We start from the raw sequence: 2245 nt of genomic DNA on the forward strand, positions 1-2245 counted from the left end.
GCGATGATCTAGGGTATGTGAGATTCAGGTGATGCCGGCCTGCAAACGGCGGCTTCCTGCGCTTCCGCTCCGGCCCTCGAAAGCCGCCATTTTCGGCTCGGCTTGAGCTGAATCTCACACACCTGGGCGACCGAGCCCCGGGCGCCTGTGAAAACAGCCATTTCGGCTTGGACGCCCGCTGTTTTTCGTGTAATGCGGCCGGCAACCCGGCGGTTCGGGCAAAAACCGGTCCTGTGGCGTTGCGTTTCCCACAAGACCATCTTTCAGCTTGATTAGCGGCATTCCGCCCGCTAACGAAGACAACACAACGTAAGACGAGGCCCCAAATGAGTGACACCGCAGAGCGCGTCAAGAAGATCGTCATCGAGCATCTCGGCGTCGATGCCGACAAAGTGACGGAGCAGGCGAGCTTCATCGACGATCTGGGCGCGGACAGCCTCGATACGGTCGAACTCGTGATGGCGTTCGAAGAAGAGTTCGGCGTCGAGATTCCAGACGACGCCGCCGAGACCATCCTGACTGTCGGCGATGCCGTGAAGTATATCGACAAGGCCTCGGCCTGAGGCGTTCCGCGGGTATCGCCGGGGAGGACCTGCGATGAGGCGAGTCGTCGTCACGGGCCTTGGCCTGCTTTCGCCGTTCGGCATGGGTGTCGAGCACAGCTGGAAGGAACTGCTTTCCGGCCGCAGCGCCGCCTGCCGCATCACCGAATTCGAGGTGGACGACCTTGCCTGCAAGATCGCCCACGTCATTCCACGCGGCGACGGCTCGAACGGCACCTTCAATCCCGAGGCCGTGCTCGAGCCGAAGGAACTGCGCAAGATCGGCGACTTCATCCTCTACGGCATCGCGGCGGCCGACGAGGCGCTGGCCGATTCCGGCTGGAAGCCCGAGACGCATGAGGACCAGTGCGCCACCGGTGTGCTGATCGGTTCGGGCATCGGCGGCATCGACGGCATCGCCGAGAACGCGATGATCCTGAAGGAGCGCGGCCCGCGCCGCATCAGCCCGTTCTTCATCCCCGGACAGATCATCAACCTGGTCTCCGGCCAGGTTTCCATCCGGCACGGGCTGAAAGGCCCGAACCATGCTGTCGTCACCGCCTGCTCGACGGGCGCGCACGCCATCGGCGATGCCGCGCGGCTGATCATCTGGGGCGATGCCGACGTCATGGTGGCCGGCGGCGCCGAAGCGCCGATCACCCGGCTTTCGATGGCAGGTTTCGCCGCGTGCCGCGCGCTCTCCACCGAGCGCAACGATGCGCCCGAGATCGCTTCGCGCCCCTATGACCGCGACCGCGACGGCTTCGTCATGGGCGAGGGCGCCGGCGTCGTCGTCCTCGAGGAGCTCGAGCACGCCAAGGCGCGCGGCGCCAAGATCTATGCCGAGGTCACCGGCTACGGCCTGACCGGCGATGCCTATCACATCACCGCCCCGGCCGAGGACGGCGACGGCGCCTTCCGCTGCATGACGGCGGCGCTGAATCGGGCGAAGCTCTCGCCCGCCGACATCGACTACATCAATGCGCACGGCACCTCGACCATGGCCGACACGATCGAGCTCGGCGCCGTGGAGCGGCTGGTCGGCAATGCCGCTTCCAAGATCTCGATGTCGTCCACCAAGTCGTCGATCGGTCATCTGCTGGGCGCTGCGGGCGCCGCGGAAGCGATCTTCTCGATCCTCGCAATCCGCGACAACATTGCCCCCGCCACCATCAACCTCGACAATCCGGAACGCGAGACGGCGATCGATCTCGTGCCGAACAAGCCGCGCCAGCGCCAGATCGATGTGGCGCTGTCGAACTCCTTCGGCTTCGGCGGCACCAACGCCTCGCTCGTCTTCCAACGTTACGATGGCTGAACATTCAGCCTACCGGCAGGTCCGCCGCCTGCCGTCATTTTTGCCAAATTTGCCCCTACACTTCGGCTAGGGGATTCGTTGCAAGATCAGACGGTAGGGCGCCATGAATACAAATCCGGGCGGCGGTGGAGAATTCGGACAGCGTCAGGCGCAAGGACCGATCGTGCCCAAGACAGCCGCCGAGGCGCTGCGCCCCGAGGCCGGCACGCCGCCGCCGTCAAAACGCTCGCGCGCGTCGCGCAGCCAGGTCGTCGTATTCCTGAATTTCTTCCTTTCGTTGGTCATCCTGGTCGTGCTTGCCTCGGGTGCCGCACTCTATTTCGGCATGCAGGCCTTCATTGAGCCGGGCCCGTCCGCCAATGGCGACACCTTCATGGTCAAGCCG

Annotated in this window: 2 protein-coding genes and 1 pseudogene; all 3 read left to right on the forward strand. The window is 64.6% G+C overall.

Annotated elements, in window-relative coordinates; genetic code table 11:
* Positions 1-326: 326 nt before the first annotated feature.
* Complete coding sequence (locus EOA60_RS29535; RefSeq protein WP_006203723.1) at positions 327-563, forward strand: acyl carrier protein; 237 nt, start codon at positions 327-329, stop codon at positions 561-563.
* A 34-nt stretch (positions 564-597) separates the two neighbouring features.
* Entirely contained in the window at positions 598-1860 is a 1263-nt protein-coding gene (fabF, locus tag EOA60_RS29540; RefSeq protein ID WP_095779177.1) for a beta-ketoacyl-ACP synthase II, read from the forward strand.
* A 103-nt stretch (positions 1861-1963) separates the two neighbouring features.
* A pseudogene (locus EOA60_RS29545) lies at positions 1964-2245 on the forward strand (4-amino-4-deoxychorismate lyase); the annotation flags it as partial.

Origin of the sequence: Mesorhizobium sp. M1A.F.Ca.IN.020.06.1.1, from assembly GCF_004023265.1 — a bacterium.
GTDB lineage: Bacteria > Pseudomonadota > Alphaproteobacteria > Rhizobiales > Rhizobiaceae > Mesorhizobium.